Consider the following 18,254-nt stretch of genomic DNA (forward strand, 5'->3'; position numbering starts at 1 on the left):
AAAGGATAGGCATACGCTACGTCCTTGGTTCGAGGAGGCGTAGACATCATCAGCCAAAAGGCGGTTATGGAGGAATGTCATCTCCGTTGCAATTATCCAAAGTTTACCCGCTAGCACTGCGTTTTTGTAGCAAAGAGCGTAGGTTGCCGGTTCATCGTGGTGAATGACTCACCGAGTGAGGGAATGCTATGAAAGTTGCGTTGGGTCAGTTTGCCGTCCATCGGCAGTGGCAAGATAACGCGAATACGTGCATTAGCCTGATGCACGACGCCACGGCCGCAGGGGCTCGCCTGCTCGTGCTGCCGGAGGCGGTATTGGCGCGAGATAACGCTGATGCTGAGTGGGGAATCAATCACGCGCAGCCGTTAAATGGACCTTTCGTGAGCCAGTTGCTCGCGGCCAGCGAATCGTCATCTCTCACCGTAGTTTTTACCCTTCACACGCCGGCAGAAGAGGGGCGCGTGTACAACACGCTGCTGGTGTTGCGTCAGGGAGAAGTGTTGGCGCATTACCACAAACTCCATCTGTACGATGCATTCTCATGGCAAGAGTCTAAACGGGTCACGCCTGGGGAAGCGCTTCCTCCGGTGATCGACATCGACGGAGTAAAGGTCGGTATGATGGTCTGCTATGATCTCCGTTTTCCGGAGATGGCGCGCGTACTGGCGAATAAAGGCGCCGATGTGTTGGTACTTCCCGCCGCCTGGGTCAAGGGAGCGCATAAAGAGATGCATTGGGAGCTTTTAAACCGAGCCCGTGCGCTGGAAAATACCTGTTACCTGATCGCCGTTGGCGAGTGTGGCGTGAAGAATATTGGTAACAGCATGGTCGTGGATCCGATGGGGATCGTTGTCGCACAGGCGACGGAAGAACCCGCATTGCTCTTTGCCGAACTCAGTCTGGAACGAATTCAACGGGTGCGCCGTCAATTACCTGTTCTGAATCATAGCCGCTTCGAACCGCCTGTATTACGCTGTAAAGGTAACCTCGGCTAATGGATCACGTCGGGGGGACAGGAGTGCCGGTCTTATTTTGTTACAGATGACCGTTGTATTATGATGAAGGCCGTCTTAAAACGGGACAAGGCACAAGTGCTGGCTGTCCCAGCGTATAAAATCAGGTAGGTATTTATGGAAGGTATCAGCATTGCCAAACTGTTGGTGATTGGCGCATTGATCGTTCTGCTCTTCGGCACCAACAAACTGCGTAGCCTCGGTGGCGACCTGGGTGCGGCGATCAAAGGTTTCAAGAAAGCCATGAACGACGATCAAACTACGGCTAAAACGCAGACTCCGGAAGAACCGGCTGCGCTCAACGACGTGCGTAACAAAGAATAATTTGTTTTCGATGATGCCGGGCGTGTAGCGGACGGGATCCCGTCCGCTCAGTCCTGATCCTACACCGGCAAACTGTAATCATTTATTGCCGGACAGTCGGGCTATTTGACTTCTTCGCCCTTGGCCTGCAGGTCAGCGTGGTAAGACGAACGTACGAAAGGCCCGCAAGCGGCATGGGTGAATCCCATCGCCAGCGCTTCCTGTTTCATCTCCTCAAACTCTTCCGGCGGAACGTAACGTTTTACGGCAAGGTGATGGCGGCTAGGCTGCAGATATTGACCTAACGTCAGCATCGTCACGCCGTGACGGCGCAGATCGCGCATCACTTCCACAATCTCTGCATTGGTTTCGCCTAGTCCAACCATCAGGCCAGATTTCGTCGGGATGTCCGGATGCGCGGCCTTGAAGTTTTCGAGCAGTTTGAGTGACCACTCATAGTTGGCGCCGGGACGGACCTGACGATACAGACGCGGCACGTTTTCCAGGTTGTGGTTGAAGACGTCCGGCGGACTGGCGTTCAGGATCTCCAGCGCGCGATCCATACGGCCGCGGAAGTCTGGCACCAGCGTTTCGATTTTGATCTGCGGACTTTTACGGCGGATAGCGCTGATACAGTCGGCAAAGTGCTGAGCGCCGCCATCGCGCAGGTCATCACGGTCTACCGAGGTGATGACCACATAACGCAGCGCCATGTCGTGGATTGTCTGCGCCAGTTTTTCCGGCTCGTTAGCGTCGGGCGCGATCGGTCGGCCATGCGCAACATCGCAGAAGGGGCAGCGGCGGGTACAGATTGCGCCGAGGATCATAAAGGTGGCCGTACCGTGGTTGAAACATTCAGCCAGGTTAGGGCAGGAGGCTTCTTCACAAACCGAATGCAGTCCATTGCGGCGCATGGCGTCTTTAATTCCCTTGATCCGGCTTGAGTCGGCAGGGAGTTTAATCTTCATCCATTCGGGTTTGCGCAGCATATCCTGGCGTTCAACGGCAACGGTCCGTACAGGAATCAAGGCCAGTTTGTCGGCGTCGCGGTATTTTACGCCACGTTCGATCTGAATCGGTTTACTCATGTTTGCGTAAGTTCCAGTTCTGAATCGCTGTCATGAATTAACAACTAATTCATGAATCGCGTAAGTCGTTAAACTTTTTTTTAAAAAACTCACAAAATTATATCATCATTGCCCGGTGACAATCAGCCCTTGAGCGGGCAAAAAGCATCATTAGTGTAAATGAAATGTAATGATTATGCCGGGTGAGATCGAGAAAACCACGCCATCGGCTGCGGTTCTCCCTGCTGTTCCCATACCCAGTCCACCCATTCGCTCTCTGTGTAGCCGAGCAGCCGCATAAAGGCGGCGGTCAAAATGGGCGCGGTGTCTTCAACGGTGGCGCCGGGAACGAGGTCGCCGATCTGCGTCATTTGCATACCGGCGTAACCGCACGGGTTGATACGCTGGAAAGGCGACAGATCCATCGCAATATTTAGCGCCAGACCGTGGAAAGAGCAACCATGTCGAATACGTAGTCCGAGGGAACAGATTTTTTTATCGCCGACATATACGCCGGGGGCATCGGGGCGAGCATGAGCTTCAATCCCGAAATGCGCCAGCGTATCGACGACGGTTTGTTCAATGGCGCTGACCAACTGGCGGACGCCGACTTTGCGGCGTTTAATGTCAATCATCACATACATCACCTGCTGGCCCGGGCATGATAGGTGACTTGCCCGCCGCGGTCGCTCTGGATGACCGGGATATCTCCCGGCATCAGCACATGTTCCGCTTTGCCCGCCTGTCCCTGGGTGAACACCGGGGAATGCTGAACCAGCCAGAGCTCATCGGCACTGCTGCCGTCGCGTTGCTCGGTGAAATGGTGCATCGCCAGGGATACCAGCTCGTATGGGAGTATGCCTAGCTGACGTATGATGATCTTGTCTTGTTCCACTGGCGTCATCTTCAGAGTCGAGAATGTATGGCGGTCAGTATACGGGATACCGCCGTGGGGACGAATAGCGCTTGTCAGCCTTCCGATGATGGAACGCGTCGACGAAATTAAAGCACCATACGCACGATATCGATTTTACCCAGCTCTTCATACAACGTCTCAACCTGTTCGACGTGCGTGGCGTTAATCGTGATGGAGACCGAGTGGTAGTTACCCTTCGCGCTGGGTTTGATTTGCGGCGTGTAGTCGCCAGGGGCATGACGCTGCACGACTTCAACCACCTGATCGACGAGCTCCGGCTGTGCCAGACCCATCACCTTGTAGGTAAAGGAGCACGGGAATTCAAGCAGTTCGTTGAGTTTGGTTTTCATTAAGACACTCCAGAGTGGTTTTCTAACGGTAAGACCCTAAAAAGTATAACTCCCGCCGAGGCGGGAGTGTATTTATCCGTGTGATATGGGGGCGTTATGCCCGAAAACAAGGAAAAATTAGCTGAACCAGCGGTGGAACATCAGTTTCACGTAGTCCATCAGTCGGCTGAAAATGCCGCCTTCTTTCACTTCGTTCATTACCACCAGCGGGCGCTGTTCGATGGTCTTGCCATCCAGTTGGAAGTTGATGGTGCCGACGACCTGATTTTTGCTTAACGGGGCATGCAGTTCGGTGTTGTTTAACACGTAGCTGGCTTTCAGATCTTTCATCCGGCCGCGCGGAATAGTGATGTAGACATCTTTTTCAACGCTCAGCGCAACGCGATCGCTATCGCCGAACCAAACGGGTTCTGAAGCGAACTCTTTGCCGGATTTCAGCGGTGCTACCGTTTCAAAGAAGCGGAAGCCCCAGGTGAGCAGTTTTTTGCTTTCCGTTTCGCGGCCTTTGAAGGTCCGGCCGCCCAATACGGCAGAAATCAGTCGAGTTTGACCTTCGGTCGCCGAGGCGACGAGGTTATAGCCAGCAGAGGAGGTATGGCCGGTTTTAATCCCGTCCACCGCCAGGCTGGAGTCCCACAGGAGGCCGTTGCGGTTGGTCTGACGGATGTTGTTGAAGGTGAACTCTTTCTCTTTATAGGTCGCGTACTCATCTGGTACGTCGCGGATCAGCGCCTGGCCGATCAGCGCCATATCCCGAGCCGAACTGTACTGCCCTTCGGCATCGAGCCCGTGTACGGTTTTAAACTGCGTATTCTGCAGGCCCAGCGCCTTGACGTAGTTGTTCATCAGATTGACGAACGAGTCCTGGCTGCCGGCAACATAGTCCGCCATAGCGACGCAGGCGTCGTTGCCCGACTGGAGAATAATACCTTTGTTCAACAGAGAAACGCTGACGCGATCCCCGGGCTTCAGAAACATCAGCGACGATCCCTGGAATTCCGGGTTGCCGGTCGCCCAGGCATCTTTGCCAATGGTCACAACATCGTTAGGCGTGATTTTTCCTGCCTTGATGGCTTGCCCGATGACATAACTGGTCATCATCTTGGTCAGGCTGGCCGGATTACGACGAGTGTCGGCGTTCATTTCCGCCAGCACTTTGCCCGAGTTGTAATCAATCAGAATATAAGCTTCGGCGTCGATCTGCGGCACACCGGGGATCATGGTTTTGAGGTTGACGTCGTCGGCGTGGGCGAAGGTCGATGCGCAGAGTGCCAGCAGTGAGCCCAGCACGATGCGTGGCATAAAACGAGTTGTGGTTTCTGTATTCATGATGGAACAACAACATCCATGGGTATGAGTTAAAAACGAGTCACACTATAGCAGATGAAGATCATGGGCGGCATCAGATAATACGTTACGCAATTTTGCCGAAGGGTCCCGCCGGGCGACGTTTTGACGGGGAAAGGCGATGTCACTTTCGATTCCCCGGATGGTCACGGTTTACAGCGTCGTGATGAAAGACTGTTGCTGTGCCTCGTTTGCCAGTCGCTGCTGTAGTTCGACCGCCTGCTGTCGGCTGGTGAACGGACCTAGCTGAACGCGATACAAACCGTTGTTCTGCGTGACATTGCCTTGGACATTGAAGCGACTCTTCAGGCTGTTTAGCCAGGCATCGGCGCGCTGTGAGTCTTTGAGCGCGCCGACCTGAACCACGACGTTGCCGTTTGCGGCGGCGGGCGTCGTCGCCACCGCAGGTGAAGCTGAGGTGGACGCCGTTGATTGAGGCGTTTCGAGAACGCCGCTGCGCAGCGGCTGCGGCGCGCCAAGGAATCCGCCGCTAGGTGCGGCGTTAGTCGTTGGAGACACCGTCGAAACGGCATTGTCGGAAACGCTGTCAGCAGCGGCGGGCGGTGTATTGCTGCCGGTTGCCGAGGTCATGACCGGCGCGCTCATTCCACCTGCGCTGAGGTTAGGGCGTTCAGGCAAGGCAAAACTCTGTTTGGCGACACGCGTGCCGACCGTGCCCGGACCTGACAACGTACCGTCGGGGGCGACGCTGATGAAGTCGACCTTCACTCGGGTGTTGTTGGAGATATTCAGTCGTTCACCCGCGGCGCGCGTTAAATCGATAATTCTACCGGGCGTGAAAGGGCCGCGGTCATTGACGCGAACCACCAGTTGGCGGCCGTTACTGAGGTTGGTTACGCGCACATAGCTGGGGATCGGCAGGGTAGGGTGCGCGGCGGCGAGCGCGTTGGGATCGAACTCTTCGCCGAGGGAAGTGCGGTTGCCCGAAAGCTCTTCGCCATACCATGTCGCCAAACCGGTCTGGCTAAAGTTCTCCGGGTTTTTGACAATCTTGTAGCTGCGGCCGTTAACGGTGTAATCCTGCATTGTGGAGGGGTTAAACGGTTCATAGCGCGGTTCTGCGCCGCCAATCTCTTCCACCGGACCGTGATAAACTGTCGGTGCTGGCGCAGGCCTCACCTGTTCCGTCTCGGTGCTACAGCCGGACAACACCAGACCGAGCGCTACAACCCCTAGCCAATTCTTACGCATTGCCCACCTCTATAAGCTTTTGGATAACATTTTGCGGTGAGTATGTATCGACATGACGATACCAAATCCCGCCATCAAGACCACCAGAGCCGATCCGCCATAGCTGACCAAGGGCAGCGGGACACCGACCACGGGCAGAATACCACTGACCATCCCGATGTTGACGAAAACGTAGACAAAGAAGATTAGCATCAATCCGCCGACCATGACGCGGCCAAAGGAGTTCTGCGCATTGGCGGCGATCACCAGACCCCGCATAATCAGGAACAGATAGAGCGTCAACAGGATTAGCACGCCGATCAGGCCGAGCTCTTCCGCCAGTACGGCAAAGATAAAGTCGGTATGGCGCTCTGGCAGAAACTCCAGCTGCGACTGCGTTCCCTGCAACCAGCCCTTGCCGGAAAGGCCTCCGGAGCCGATGGCGATTTTTGACTGGATAATGTGATACCCGGCTCCCAGCGGATCGCTCTCCGGATCCAGCAGCATCATCACCCTGTCGCGCTGATAATCATGCATCAAAAAGAACCACAAAATGGGAATGAAGGCCGCAACAAGCAGCGCGGCAAAGCCAATCAGCCGCCAGCTCATACCCGCAAGAAACAGTACGAACAGGCCTGACGCGCAGATCAGAATCGACGTCCCCAAGTCAGGCTGCGCTGCCACGAGTAACGTAGGTACGAAAATCAAGGCCAGCGCAATGGCGGTATTTTTCAACGAGGGAGGGCACATATCGCGGTTGATATAACGCGAGACCATCAGCGGAACCGCGATTTTGGCGATCTCGGACGGCTGGAACCGCACCACGCCCAGATCCAACCAGCGCTGTGCGCCTTTACTGATTTGCCCGAACACATCCACCAAAACCAATAGGATAACGCACACCACATATAAATAAGGCGCCCACCCTTCGTACACTCGGGGCGGGATCTGAGCATGATGATCATCACAATCAGGCCGAGCACGCACTGAGCAATTTTGCGCTCCATCATGTCGATGTTCTGTCCGCTGGCGCTCCACATCACGACCAGGCTGTAGCACAGCAGTGCCAGTACACAGAGAAGAAACGGGAGATCAATGTGGATTTTGGTCCAGATTGAGCCTTTTTGTTGGCTATCGGTCATGAATTTGCCTACTCAGTTTCACTGCCGGGAGGCGCGGGAGGCGCGACCGGGAGATTGACGTTGTTATCGCCCAAAATAATATGGTCGAGGATCTGACGCACGATAGTCCCGACTGCGGGTCCGGCGCCGCCGTTTTCCAAAATAATGGTCATGGCCACTTTCGGGTCGTGGTAAGGGGCGAAGGCGACCATCAGCTTGTGGTCGCGCAGCCGTTCAGCGATTTTATGGGCGTTATAGGTCTCGTTTTCCTTCAGGCCGAACACCTGCGCCGTACCGGACTTGGCCGCGATTTTATACGGTGAGTCCGCAAAGCTTTTGTGTGCGGTGCCGTTGGCGCGGTTGGCGACCCCATACATGCCATCTTTGACCAGTTCCCAGTAGCCGGAGTGAATATCGCCGATCTGCGTGTGCTCCTGCTGGGCAAAAGGTACTTTGACCCCATGCTCCTGCGTACTGGCGAGCAGATGCGGCGTTTTGACCTGACCGTCATTGATCAGCGTCGTCAGCGCTTTCAGCATCTGAATGGGCGTCGCGGTCCAATAACCCTGACCGATGCCGACCGGGATGGTATCGCCTTGATACCACGGTTTTTTGTACCGTCGCATTTTCCAGTCGCGCGTCGGCATGATCCCGGCGCGCTCTTCAGACAGATCGATACCGGTATAGTCGCCGTAGCCGAATTTACTCATCCACTCCGACAGGCGGTCGATGCCCATATCGTAGGCCACCTGATAAAAATAGGTATCCGCCGACTCTTCCAATGCCTTGGTCAGATTCAGACGGCCATGCCCCCATTTTTTCCAGTCGCGGAAACGTTTTTCCGAGCCGGGAAGCTGCCACCAACCGGGGTCGAACAACGACGTATTGGGCGTAATCACTCCCGCCGTCAGCGCGGAAACCGCGATATAAGGTTTCACGGTCGACGCGGGCGGATAGACGCCCTGCGTGGCGCGGTTGATCAATGGGCGGTTGGGGTCGTTCAACAGCGTACGGTAATCTTTACCGGAAATGCCGTCGACAAACAGGTTCGGGTTATAGCTGGGCGTGGAGACCATCGCCAGAATACCGCCGTCGCGCGGGTCGGTAACGATGACCGCCGCACGGCTGCCTTCCAGCAGTTTTTCAATGTAGATCTGCAGATTCAAATCTAGCGTCAGATAGATATCTTTGCCGGCCTGCGGCGGCTGTTCGTGCAGCTGGCGAATCACGCGGCCGCGGTTGTTGACCTCAACCTCTTCATAGCCCGGTTTGCCGTGCAGCATGTCTTCGTAATATCGCTCGATGCCGAGTTTGCCGATGTCGTGCGTGGCCGCATAGTCGGCGAGCTTATCTTCTTTGGCCAGCCGGTCGAGATCCCGGTCATTGATTTTGGATACGTAGCCGATGACGTGGGTCAGCGCAGAACCGTAGGGGTAATAGCGGCGCTGGTAGCCTTTCACTTCCACGCCAGGGAAACGGTATTGGTTCACCGCAAAGCGGGCGACCTGCACATCGGACAGGCCGGTTTTCACCGCGATGGAGGTGAAGCGGCGCGAACGCTTGCGCTCTTTGCGGAAGTTATCCAGATCTTCGTCGGTAAGATCGGCGATAGGCCTCAGGGCATCCAGCGTCGCTTCGAGGTTGTTGACCTTTTCTGGGACCAGCTCTAGCTGGTAAATGGTCCGGTTAAGGGCCAACGGCGTGCCGTTGCGGTCATAGATAATGCCGCGACTGGGCGCGATAGGAACCAGCTTGATTCGGTTTTCGTTGGAACGGGTGCGGTAGTCGTCAAAGCGTGAAATCTGTAGATGATACAGATTGACAACGAGGATGCCGATCAGCAGCAGAATGCCCAGAAACGCCACCAGCGCGCGGCGTACAAACAGGGCTGACTCAGCCGTATAATCACGAAAAGGTTTACGCTCTATGTTCATCCGGCAGGATCAGTTCTGATAGTTCATGGTATCGCCTTACTCCCGGTGGTAAGGATGGTTAGCCGTAATGCTCCAGGCGCGGTAGAGGCTTTCCGCCACCAGTACGCGCACCAACGGATGGGGCAGCGTCAATGGGGACAGTGACCAGCTCTGTTCCGCCGCCGCTTTACACTGCGGCGACAGACCTTCCGGTCCGCCAATCAGCAAACTCACATTGCGACCGTCAAGCTTCCAACGTTCCAGCTGTTTGGCTAGCTGCGGGGTTTCCCACTGTGAACCGGGAATATCCAGCGTCACAATCAGGTTGCCTTTTCCGACGGCAGCCAGCATTTGTTCGCCTTCTCGCTCCAGAATGCGGCGAATATCGGCGTTTTTGCCCCGTTTCCCGGCAGGAATTTCCACCAGTTCGAGTGGCATATCCTTAGGAAAACGGTGCAGATAATCGGTAAATCCGGTCTGCACCCAGTCGGGCATTTTGGTGCCCACGGCGACCAGTTGCAGTTTCATATCAACCCCAGAGCTTTTCCAGTTCGTACAGTTGACGGCTGTCTTCCTGCATGACATGGACGATCACATCGCCGAGGTCGACAACGACCCAGTCAGCCAGCGCTTCGCCTTCTACGCCCAGCGGGAGCAGTCCGGCTGCGCGGGATTCCTGCACAACGTGGTCGGCGATCGACGCGACGTGGCGGCTGGAGGTTCCGGTACAGATGATCATGCAGTCTGTGATGCTGGACTTATTGGTGACGTCCAACGCCACGATATCTTGACCTTTCAGGTCGTCGATTTTATCCATTACGAAGTCTTGGAGTGCTTGGCCTTGCAAATGTTCCCCCTGGGGTAATGTTAATCAGCCTGAGCTTGATGGGCGGAGCGATGTCGCTTTACGCATGTGCGCAAAAGCGTGGTGAGTCTGCCGTGGCAAGCCGGTTGCCTGCCGTTTGAACCAGCGGCGGAGTATACCATGCAGTCATGGTGAGTGGTATAAAGCCGTCGCTATCGGTATAGCCCGTGTGTATCTATATAATTCAGCACGGAGGCGGGCAAAAGGTCGCTGCAGTCGCGCCCCTGTTGCCTGCGTTGGCGGATTTCAGTGGCAGAAATGGGGAGCAGCGGAGTGTTCGCCAGATAGATTAACCCATGAGGATGCTGATGCAACCGGTTAACCTCGGTAGTGTGACGGGAGGTCAGCCACTGCTGCAACTCCGGGGTTTCCAGCGTTTGGCTGTAACCCGGCCGGGCGCACACCAGCAGATGACAATAAGACAGAATCTCCTGCCAGCGGTGCCAGTGATGCAACGTTAGCAGTGAATCCTGACCAATGATAAACGCCAGCGGCGCCGTCGGCCCCGCTTCCTGCCTTAGCGCTTCCAGCGTTTCGATCGTGTACGAAGGCGTTTCCCGTTGCAGCTCGCGGTCATCAATACGGAAAAGCGGGTTGTTTGCGATCGCCAGCGCGGCCATGGCTTTGCGCTGTTGGGCGTTGGCTTCAGGTTGTTCGCGGTGGGGAGGGACATTGTTGGGCAGCAGGACGACCTGTTGCAGTCCGACTTCGGCCGCCAGCGCACTAACTGGGCGCAGGTGGCCGTAATGAATCGGGTCGAACGTCCCGCCGAAATAGGCGGTCAGTTCGCTTGCGGTATTCGGGGTGGGCAAATCAATACACCTCAATCAGACTATCGGGCAGGGCTTTTCCACATAAGATCATCGCCAGTGTTTCCAGTTCTGCCCAAATTGGCTGGCCGTAATTCTGCTTCAGGGTGATTTCAAGTCTGGCGAGCAGGGTGATGGCCTGCTGTAGCTGCTCCAACGACAGACGCTGCAACGCTTGCGTTATCAAAGGGCGGCGGTTTTGCCAGATCTTGAGTTGGTCGAACAGCGTACGCAGCGGGGTGGCGACCATCTGCCGTTTCAGCTGGAGCAGGAGCAATAGTTCACGCTGTACGGTTCGCAGCAGAATAACGGGCTCGCACTCTTCCAAACGCAGCTGGTGCAGGATGTGCCAGGCGCGTTTGCTTTTCCCCGCCAGTAGCGCATCGAGCCAATGAAACGGCGAAAAGTGCGCCGCATCGCTGACCGCCTGTTCAACGCGAGGCAGCGGCAGTTTACCGTCAGGGTAGAGCAGGGACAGGCGTTCCAGTGCCTGAGACAACGCCAGCAGGTTGCCTTCATAGCAGTAGCAAAGCAGCTGGCAGGCGGGATCGTCCAGTTCCAGCGTCATGCTTTTGGCGCGTTGCATGACCCAGCGCGGAAGCTGTTCCTGTTCTGGCGTCATGCAGGGCACATAGATGCTTTTCTGCGACAAGGCTTTAAACCAGGCGCTGTTCTCCTGGGCGCGGGTCAGCTTGGCGCCACGCAAAATCAGTAGGACATCCGGATGGAGTAATCCGGCGAGTTTCACCAGCTGTTCGCCAATCGGCGCGCCGGGACCGGCGTCTGGCAACGTCAGCGACAGTATTTGTCGTGATGAGAATAAGCTAAGCGCCTGACAGGCGCCGAAGATGGCGTCCCAGTCAGTCGAGTTATCCAGCGTAAACCGGAATTGTTCGTGAAAATCTTGCTGTTGAGCGGTACGACAAATGTGATCCTGACTTTCCTGCAGCAGCAGAGGATCGTTGCCGAACAGCAGATAACAACCGCGCAGCCCCTCTCGGAGTTGCGCGGCGAGTTGCTCAGGATAAATCCGGGTCATGAACGTGCGGGTACGGCAGGAGCAGGAGACGTCGTTTTTTTCTCCTTCTCCTGCTCGGCGTTTTTGCTTACCTTCACGGTCAGCAGGTTACGCACCAGCTGTTGGGCGGCCTGTACGCGCATTTCCTGGAGGATGATATCCTGCTCGGCATCTTTGGCGAGCGCCGTGAGCGGGTTATCAAAGAAGGTACGGAAGACTTTGACGTTTATCGGGTAGATATCGTCTCCCGGCATAAGCACCTGTGCTTTCAGTTCCAGGACAAACTGATACTCGGCGGCTTTACCATCCTGGAAAACAGACGCGGTGCTGCGCGTTTGCGACGTCCCCAGCACGCGCAGAGACGGAATGTCCTGGCGTTTGGAGTTCTCAACGATGTTCACATTGTTGAGACGAAGCTGTTCGCGCACCGCGCGCGTCATAGGCCCATACGGGTCTGAGCTATCCAGAATCAGATTTTGCAACTGATGCGGCACCTGAGTCGTGCCGCGCAGATGAAAACCGCAACCAGCGGTAATAAGTACCGCCAGTCCCAGCAACAACGTCAAAAGTGGGTGTCGCACAAGTTCCTCCTCGCCTTAACCCACAACCAGGTTAAGCAGTTTTCCAGGGACGTAAATCACTTTCCGCACGGTCACGCCATCAAGATATTTGGCGACCAGCGGTTCTTGCGCAGCGCGTTCACGAACTTGCTGCTCGTTGGCGTCAGCCGCAACGGTAATTTTTCCGCGGACTTTGCCGTTGACCTGAATGACGACCAGCTTCGAGTCTTCAACCATAGCCTGTTCATCCGCCACCGGCCACGGTGCGTTATCGATGTCGCTTTCGCCGTGCAGCTCTTGCCACAGTGTGAAGCAGACATGCGGGGTGAACGGATACAGCATACGGACGACGGCCAGCAGCGTTTCCTGAGTCAGGGCGCGATCCTGGTCACTGTCCTGAGAAGCCTTCGCCAGCTTGTTCATCAGTTCCATGATAGCGGCAATGGCGGTATTGAACGTCTGACGACGGCCAATATCGTCGGTAACCTTGGCGATGGTTTTGTGCAGATCGCGACGCAGGGACTTCTGATCGTCCGTCAGTTTCGCGACGTCGAGCGGCTGTACTGCTCCTTTGGCGGTATGATCCAGCACTTGTTTCCATACGCGTTTCAGGAAGCGGTTAGCGCCTTCAACGCCGGATTCCTGCCACTCCAACGTCATTTCTGCCGGGGAAGCGAACATCATAAACAGACGTACGGTATCCGCACCGTATTTTTCCACCATGATCTGCGGGTCGATGCCGTTGTTTTTCGACTTCGACATTTTGCTCATGCCGGCATAAATTACTTCGCGGCCTTCGGCGTCGAACGCTTTCACGATACGGCCTTTCTCATCGCGCTCAACGGTTACGTCAGCCGGGGAAATCCACACGCGTTCGCCGTTTTCGCCGACGTAGTAGAAGGCATCCGCCAGCACCATTCCCTGACACAGCAGGCGTTTCGCCGGTTCGTCTGAGTTGACCAGGCCCGCGTCGCGCAGCAGTTTATGGAAGAAGCGGAAGTACATCAGGTGCATGATGGCGTGTTCGATACCGCCGACATACTGATCGACCGGCAGCCAGTAGTTGGCCGCGGCGGGATCCAGCATGCCTTCATCGTACTGCGGGCAGGTGTAGCGCGCGTAATACCAGGACGATTCCATGAAGGTGTCGAAGGTATCGGTTTCACGCAGCGCAGGCTGGCCGTTGACGGTGGTTTTTGCCCATTCCGGGTCGGCTTTGATCGGGCTGGTGATGCCGTCCATGACCACATCTTCAGGCAGTCTGACCGGCAGCTGATCTTCCGGCGTCGGGATGACCGTGCCATCTTCCAGCGTGACCATCGGGATTGGCGCGCCCCAGTAACGCTGGCGAGATACGCCCCAGTCGCGCAGGCGGTAGTTGACCTTGCGCTGACCCACGCCTTTCTCAACCAGTGTGTCGGCGATAGTGTTGAAAGCTTCTTCATAATCAAGACCGTCAAACTCGCCGGAATTCATCAGGCGGCCTTTTTCGGTCAGTGCCTGAGCGGACAAATCGACGTCCTGGCCTTCAGCAGCCTGAATGACCTGTTTGATTGGCAGGCCGTATTTGGTGGCGAACTCCCAGTCGCGCTGGTCGTGAGCCGGTACGGCCATCACTGCGCCGGTGCCGTATTCCATCAGCACAAAGTTTGCGATCCACACCGGGACTTTCTCGCCGCTCAGCGGGTGAATGGCGTACAGGCCGGTCGGCATGCCTTTTTTCTCCATCGTCGCCATGTCCGCTTCGGCGACTTTGGTATTACGGCACTCTTCGATGAAATCGTGCAGCGCAGGATTTTTTTCTGCGGCCAGCAGAGACAAAGGATGCCCTGCAGCGACGGCGACGTAGGTCACGCCCATGAAGGTATCGGGACGCGTCGTGTAGACCGTCATCTGGCGATCGCTGTCCGCGATGTCGAAGGTGATTTCAACGCCTTCAGAACGGCCGATCCAGTTACGCTGCATGGTTTTCACCTGCTCTGGCCAGCTTTCCAGCGTATCCAGATCGTTCAGCAGTTGGTCGGCGTAGTCAGTGATTTTGATGAACCACTGTGGAATTTCTTTGCGTTCTACCTTGCTGTCGCAGCGCCAGCAGCAGCCGTCGATGACCTGTTCGTTAGCCAGTACGGTTTGATCGTTCGGGCACCAGTTGACGGCGGACGTTTTCTTATAGACCAGGCCTTTTTCGTACAGCTTGGTGAAGAACCACTGTTCCCAACGGTAATAGTCTGGTTTGCAGGTGGCGATCTCGCGATCCCAGTCGTAGCCGAAGCCCAGCAGTTTCAGCTGGTTCTTCATGTATTCGATGTTGTCGTAGGTCCAGGGCGCGGGAGCGGTTTTATTTTTAACCGCCGCGCCTTCCGCCGGCAGACCAAAGGCGTCCCAGCCGATAGGCTGTAGCACGTTTTTACCCAGCATGCGCTGATAGCGTGAGATGACATCGCCGATGGTGTAGTTACGGACGTGTCCCATATGGAGTCGGCCAGAAGGGTAAGGCAGCATGGAAAGGCAATAGTATTTTTCCTTGCTGGAGTCTTCGGTCACTTTGAAGGTTTGTTTTTCTTGCCAGTGAAGCTGGACTTGCGCTTCTATTTCATCTGGGCGGTATTGCTCGTGCATGGCTGCCAGTGGTCCTTTGGGTAGTGATAATGGCTACGTTTGTAGCCCATTGTGCATACTAAAAGATCCGCATAGCATAGCTGATAAGCGTCTTGGGCAACAACACCTTGAGGCCGTCCGGGGCGGATTTCTGCCGAGGCCGTTCATCAGCGACGGCCCGTTCGCGCTTCTGATGGCGGCGAAAAAGTGGGGGAAGCGCAGAGTGCGACGCGGCCGGCGGTTCGATCAGGAAAATCATCTACACTGAAACCACCTTGTGTGCTGATATCGCCAGGGGGCCGCCCTGCGGCAAAAAGGGTGGCGCATGCCTCATTCCACCCGGTTTGTTGAGGAGTCGCAATGAATAAAGTCAGCCGTTACTACCAGACGTTAATGTCGGATATCACCGCGCGTTTACATGGCGGAGAGCGTGATATGGCAAAGCTTATCGATCATGCGCGCCATCGTATTGCGGACGATAATGCCGTGACGCAGCAGGAAGGGGCACAAATTCTGCAGGCCATACGGCGTGATCTCGCCGAGTTCGGACGTAGCTATGAGGAGAGCCGGGACGAATCCACCGACAGCGTGTTTATGCGTGTCATTAAGGAGAGTCTGTGGCAGGAGCTGGCGGACATCACGGATAAAACGCAGCTGGAGTGGCGGGAGCTGTTTCAGGACGTCAACCATCACGGCGTCTATCATAGCGGCGAGGTGGTCGGGTTGGGCAATCTGGTGTGTGAAAACTGCCATTATCACCTCACTTTTTATACCCCAGAGGTGTTGCCGCGTTGCCCGAAATGTTCGCACGATCAGTTCCATCGGCAGCCTTTTCAGCCTTGACGGGAAATACCGCGCTGGCAGCTTCCCCAATGTTCGCTTCGCCTGGCCGATGTTGAGAAAGGTATAAAAAAATCCCGGCATCGGCTGCCGGGATTTTTTTTGATTATATTGGCCAACACAACGCGTTAATGCGTCGTGCTTCTCTCGCGCATCAGTGCAGGATTTTCGCCAGGAAGTCTTTAGCTCGCTCGGATTTGGGGTTGGTGAAGAAGTCTTCTTTGCGGGTGTCTTCCACAATCTTGCCCTCGTCCATAAAGATGACCCGGTGCGCCACTTTGCGGGCGAAGCCCATTTCATGGGTCACTACCATCATGGTCATCCCTTCTTGCGCCAGTTCAACCATCACGTCCAGCACTTCATTGATCATTTCCGGATCAAGTGCGGAAGTCGGTTCGTCGAACAGCATCGCGATGGGGTCCATGCATAGCGCACGGGCGATGGCGACACGCTGCTGCTGGCCGCCGGAGAGCTGTCCCGGATATTTGTCCGCGTGGGCGGACAGACCGACACGATCCAGCAGTTTCTTGGCCTTTTCACGTGCCGGTTCGCGCTGACGCTTGAGGACTTTGACCTGCGCCAGGGTGAGGTTGTCGATGATCGACAGATGCGGGAACAGCTCAAAGTGCTGGAATACCATGCCGACTTTAGAACGCAGCTGGGCCAAATTCGTCCGTTTGTCGTTGACGGCAATGCCATTAACTTCAATCAGGCCTTCCTGGATGGGTTCAAGTCCATTAACGGTTTTGATTAGGGTCGATTTGCCGGAACCGGAAGGTCCGCAAACGACGACTACCTCACCTTTTTTAACTTCTGTGGAGCAGTCGGTAAGTACCTGAAATTGACCGTACCACTTAGAAACATTTTTCAGGGAAATCATCAAACCGTCCTTTTCTTCAGATAATTAACCAGCATTGATGCGCAGATGCTGATAATAAAATAAACAAACCCGGCAAACAGGATCATCTCAACCTGCGTTCCGTCGCGTTCGCCGATGCTGGACGCGGTGCGGAAGAAATCAGCCAGGCTGAGCACGTACACCAACGAGGTGTCCTGAAACAGGACAATGCCCTGAGTCAGCAGCAGAGGAACCATTGCCCGGAAAGCCTGTGGCAGAATCACCAGTCTCATGGACTGCCAATGCGTCATGCCCAGCGCCAGCGCGGCGGAAGCCTGACCGCGTGCGATACTCTGAATCCCGGCGCGGATGATCTCAGAGTAGTAGGCCGCCTCAAACAGGGAGAAGGCTACCATAGCCGAAACTAACCGAATATCGGTTTTCGGCGACAGCCCAAGCACATTTTGTAGAAAGCTTGGCACAATCAGATAAAACCACAGCAGCACCATGACCAGCGGTACGGAACGAAACAAGTTGACGTACAGTTTGGCGAACCAGCTGATCGGTTTGAACGACGACAGCCGCATGACGGCGAGAAGGGTTCCCCAGAGAATACCGAAAATGACGGCAATCACCGTAATTTTAATCGTCACGCCAAGGCCTTGCAGCAGGTAAGGCATGCTGGGAGCGATGGAGCTCCAGTCAAATTCATACATGGTTATTTGCTCCCCATATTGCCCGGCAAACGGGTTTTTCTTTCAACGACCTGCATCAGCAGCATGATGATGGCGTTGATGGCGATATAGGCCAGCGTGATCGCTGTGAAAGACTCATAGGCGTGTGCGGAATAGTCGAGCAGTTTGCCCGCCTGTGCGGCCATGTCCACCAGACCGATCGTCGAGGCGATCGCGGAGTTCTTGACCAGGTTGAGCATTTCTGACGTCAAAGGCGGAACGATGACGCGATAGGCGTTGGGCAACAGCACATAGCGATAGGTCTGCGGCAGCGTCAGGCCAATCGCCAGACCGGCGGCTTTCTGCCCACGGGGCAGCGACTGGATCCCGGCGCGCACCTGTTCGCAGACGCGGGCGGCCGTGAACATGCCGAGGCAAATCATGGAGGACAGGAAGAACTGAATGTTCGGGTCCAGCTCCGCCTTGAACCACATGCCAATGTCAACCGGCAGCAGTTCGGGGACGACCAGATACCAGATAAAGAACTGTACGATGAGCGGGACGTTACGGAACAGCTCCACATAACAGGTCCCGATGCCTGAGATGAAACGGTTGGGCGCGGTGCGCAGAATCCCTAGCAGCGAACCCAGCAGGAATGCGATGATCCACGCGCACAGAGACAACGAAACGGTCACCTGTAGGCCGGAAATAATCCATCCGAGGTAAGTGGTATTACCGAATGGAGCGGATTGCAGGAAAATACCCCAATTCCAATCTGTTGACATAAAAAACTCCGGTAAAAAGGGCAGCCATCAAGGCTACCCGAAGACT

General features: G+C 55.6%; 17 protein-coding genes, 2 pseudogenes and 1 riboswitch. Of the genes and pseudogenes, 3 read left to right on the forward strand and 16 right to left on the reverse strand.

Features of this window, described 5'->3' with window-relative positions; genetic code table 11:
- Nucleotides 1-33 precede the first annotated feature (33 nt).
- Nucleotides 34-94: riboswitch (Fluoride riboswitch) on the reverse strand.
- Nucleotides 95-188: 94 nt separating this feature from the next.
- Entirely contained in the window at nucleotides 189-995 is an 807-nt protein-coding gene (locus tag AU509_RS03355) for a deaminated glutathione amidase (protein WP_085652120.1), read from the forward strand.
- 135 nt (nucleotides 996-1,130) lie between these two features.
- Nucleotides 1,131-1,337, forward strand: coding sequence for a twin-arginine translocase subunit TatE (gene tatE, locus AU509_RS03360; RefSeq protein ID WP_026738922.1), 207 nt, complete (start codon nucleotides 1,131-1,133; stop codon nucleotides 1,335-1,337).
- A 101-nt stretch (nucleotides 1,338-1,438) separates the two neighbouring features.
- Here the strand turns inward: tatE and lipA are convergent, their stop codons facing one another.
- The 13 genes and pseudogenes from lipA to leuS form a co-directional block, all read right to left on the reverse strand.
- A complete protein-coding gene (lipA, locus tag AU509_RS03365) occupies nucleotides 1,439-2,404 on the reverse strand; it encodes a lipoyl synthase (RefSeq protein ID WP_085652121.1) in 966 nt (321 codons plus the stop codon).
- Nucleotides 2,405-2,577: 173 nt separating this feature from the next.
- A pseudogene (gene lipB / locus AU509_RS03370) lies at nucleotides 2,578-3,287 on the reverse strand (lipoyl(octanoyl) transferase LipB).
- Between the two features lie 98 nt (nucleotides 3,288-3,385).
- Nucleotides 3,386-3,649: a DUF493 family protein YbeD gene (ybeD, locus tag AU509_RS03375; RefSeq protein WP_026738925.1), complete on the reverse strand. Its 264-nt coding sequence runs from the start codon at nucleotides 3,647-3,649 to the stop codon at nucleotides 3,386-3,388.
- A 117-nt stretch (nucleotides 3,650-3,766) separates the two neighbouring features.
- Complete coding sequence (dacA, locus tag AU509_RS03380) at nucleotides 3,767-4,978, reverse strand: D-alanyl-D-alanine carboxypeptidase DacA (protein WP_085652123.1); 1,212 nt, start codon at nucleotides 4,976-4,978, stop codon at nucleotides 3,767-3,769.
- 171 nt (nucleotides 4,979-5,149) lie between these two features.
- Nucleotides 5,150-6,208: an endolytic peptidoglycan transglycosylase RlpA gene (rlpA, locus tag AU509_RS03385; RefSeq protein ID WP_094117655.1), complete on the reverse strand. Its 1,059-nt coding sequence runs from the start codon at nucleotides 6,206-6,208 to the stop codon at nucleotides 5,150-5,152.
- Nucleotides 6,209-6,217: 9 nt separating this feature from the next.
- Nucleotides 6,218-7,329 (reverse strand): annotated as a pseudogene (gene mrdB / locus AU509_RS03390) (peptidoglycan glycosyltransferase MrdB).
- 8 nt (nucleotides 7,330-7,337) lie between these two features.
- On the reverse strand, nucleotides 7,338-9,242 hold the full coding sequence (gene mrdA, locus AU509_RS03395; protein ID WP_085652126.1) for a peptidoglycan DD-transpeptidase MrdA: 1,905 nt from the start codon (nucleotides 9,240-9,242) through the stop codon (nucleotides 7,338-7,340).
- Between the two features lie 36 nt (nucleotides 9,243-9,278).
- Nucleotides 9,279-9,749, reverse strand: coding sequence for a 23S rRNA (pseudouridine(1915)-N(3))-methyltransferase RlmH (gene rlmH, locus AU509_RS03400; protein ID WP_094117656.1), 471 nt, complete (start codon nucleotides 9,747-9,749; stop codon nucleotides 9,279-9,281).
- A 1-nt stretch (nucleotide 9,750) separates the two neighbouring features.
- Nucleotides 9,751-10,068 (reverse strand): ribosome silencing factor, encoded by a 318-nt coding sequence (gene rsfS / locus AU509_RS03405; protein ID WP_085652128.1) that lies wholly within the window; start codon nucleotides 10,066-10,068, stop codon nucleotides 9,751-9,753.
- A gap of 170 nt (nucleotides 10,069-10,238) precedes the next feature.
- A complete protein-coding gene (nadD, locus tag AU509_RS03410) occupies nucleotides 10,239-10,898 on the reverse strand; it encodes a nicotinate-nucleotide adenylyltransferase (RefSeq protein WP_085652129.1) in 660 nt (219 codons plus the stop codon).
- A gap of 1 nt (nucleotide 10,899) precedes the next feature.
- Nucleotides 10,900-11,934: a DNA polymerase III subunit delta gene (gene holA, locus AU509_RS03415; protein WP_085652130.1), complete on the reverse strand. Its 1,035-nt coding sequence runs from the start codon at nucleotides 11,932-11,934 to the stop codon at nucleotides 10,900-10,902.
- Nucleotides 11,931-12,494, reverse strand: coding sequence for an LPS assembly lipoprotein LptE (gene lptE, locus AU509_RS03420; RefSeq protein ID WP_085652131.1), 564 nt, complete (start codon nucleotides 12,492-12,494; stop codon nucleotides 11,931-11,933). The genes holA and lptE overlap by 4 nt, the downstream gene beginning before the upstream one ends.
- 15 nt (nucleotides 12,495-12,509) lie before the next feature.
- Nucleotides 12,510-15,092, reverse strand: a complete 2,583-nt coding sequence (leuS, locus tag AU509_RS03425) for a leucine--tRNA ligase (RefSeq protein WP_085652132.1) — start codon at nucleotides 15,090-15,092, stop codon at nucleotides 12,510-12,512.
- 339 nt (nucleotides 15,093-15,431) lie between these two features.
- On the opposite strand from leuS, the gene AU509_RS03435 reads away from it, so the two are divergent.
- Nucleotides 15,432-15,914: a zinc ribbon-containing protein gene (locus AU509_RS03435; RefSeq protein ID WP_085652134.1), complete on the forward strand. Its 483-nt coding sequence runs from the start codon at nucleotides 15,432-15,434 to the stop codon at nucleotides 15,912-15,914.
- A gap of 151 nt (nucleotides 15,915-16,065) precedes the next feature.
- Here the strand turns inward: AU509_RS03435 and AU509_RS03440 are convergent, their stop codons facing one another.
- The 3 genes from AU509_RS03440 to AU509_RS03450 are packed head-to-tail and all read right to left on the reverse strand — an operon-like array spanning nucleotide 16,066 to nucleotide 18,208.
- A complete protein-coding gene (locus AU509_RS03440) occupies nucleotides 16,066-16,791 on the reverse strand; it encodes an amino acid ABC transporter ATP-binding protein (RefSeq protein WP_085652135.1) in 726 nt (241 codons plus the stop codon).
- Nucleotides 16,791-17,465 (reverse strand): glutamate/aspartate ABC transporter permease GltK, encoded by a 675-nt coding sequence (gltK, locus tag AU509_RS03445; RefSeq protein WP_085652136.1) that lies wholly within the window; start codon nucleotides 17,463-17,465, stop codon nucleotides 16,791-16,793. Before gltK ends, AU509_RS03440 begins: the two co-directional genes overlap by 1 nt.
- A 2-nt stretch (nucleotides 17,466-17,467) precedes the next feature.
- A complete protein-coding gene (locus tag AU509_RS03450) occupies nucleotides 17,468-18,208 on the reverse strand; it encodes an amino acid ABC transporter permease (protein WP_085652137.1) in 741 nt (246 codons plus the stop codon).
- Between the last annotated feature and the right edge of the window lie 46 nt (nucleotides 18,209-18,254).

It is taken from the genome of Lonsdalea britannica, assembly GCF_002111595.1.
GTDB lineage: Bacteria > Pseudomonadota > Gammaproteobacteria > Enterobacterales > Enterobacteriaceae > Lonsdalea > Lonsdalea britannica.